Below are 1,305 nucleotides of genomic sequence, written 5' to 3' on the forward strand. Positions count from 1 at the left end.
CTAAAAATTTCCGACTTTTTAGATCAATTTGCTGCCACTGCAGCAGGGCAGTCTATTCTCTGACAGCCTTCTGGACCCGCAACACGTAGAAACCAACCCGCCTGCACTCGACAGTGGTACTATCAGGAAGAATTCCTTAATGTCTACCCCAAGAAGACAGCATGGTGCTGCTTTATACATTCCCCTGCTCGATTTGGTCGATCCTCTGTCGGACTTTCTTGCCCACCAGCATTTGCCTGAGTTCTTCTGCTTCAGCATCTACAGTAGTGCTGGTCGTTGGTCTTTCCATATCCCGTTCAGCATTACCTGCAGCAGATGCCCGATGGCTTGACCACTCATAGAGTTTGTACCCTGCATAAATCGCTCCGCCGATTGCCAGCAAGGCTCCGCCGCTGATGGCTCCAGCCAACAGGCCGGGCACAAAACATTGCCTGGGTCCGCAACTGGGTAGTTCTCCCGGAAGAACGGTCCGGCCTGGCAGCCCCGAATCACCTTTTATGCCTGGTGGCCCCATATCACCTTTCAAGCCTCGCAGCCCCGTATCACCTTTCAAGCCTTGAAGCCCCTTAACACCTTTCAAGCCTTTCAGACCCTGAATACCCCTTTGACCTGGCAAGCCGACCTTACCTTTCGTGCAGGTTGAACTCGTGTTGCTTCCTATTGATTCACAAAATATCGTATTGCCCTTAGGACCACGTTCTCCAGGCAGACCAGGCAGACCGATGGGTCCGGCTGGTCCGGGCTCCCCCTTATATCCCATTTGACCTTTTTGCCCTTTTTGACCACGATCACCCTTGCGGCAACATTCCGTGGGTGCAATGGATGACGTGGGTGCAATGGATGACGTGGATACCGTAGATACCGTGGGTACCGCATTGCCTGAAACTTCGACAGGAAGCACTCCCCAAACAACTATGGACATCAACCAGCCGCTGATATCAGTGGCATTTGCCGGGTTGCCCTTTTGGCTGCTGCGGCACAACAAGCTGTGGTCATCGGCACCGGAATTAAGCCAGTGAGCAATTAATTGCCCGGTGGTTATTTCAGGGGCAGACGGCTGATCCGCCCAGTAGTCTTCGCAACGTGCCATAATGTCGACGAGCACAGGGGTGTTCACATAGCAAGCCAGAAGCACGGCAGACTGATCGCTGGTTAGCCCTGCCTGAGCCAGTGCACCGACAAATAGCTGGCCACAGTCGCCCAGAAGGAATCTCAGGCCCTGGTCATGCCGACCAGATAGCTGACCACTGCCATCGGCTATCATGCCAAGTTTTGCCAGAGCCAGACCGTTGATGCAGGCAAGGT

At 53.9% G+C, this 1,305-nt stretch carries 1 pseudogene; it reads right to left on the reverse strand.

What is annotated here, in order from left to right:
• Positions 1 to 172 precede the first annotated feature (172 nt).
• Positions 173 to 1,305, reverse strand: a pseudogene (locus KDK14_RS04320) (collagen-like protein); the annotation flags it as partial.

Origin of the sequence: Endozoicomonas sp. ONNA2 (genome assembly GCF_024606365.1) — a bacterium.
Lineage (GTDB): Bacteria > Pseudomonadota > Gammaproteobacteria > Pseudomonadales > Endozoicomonadaceae > Endozoicomonas.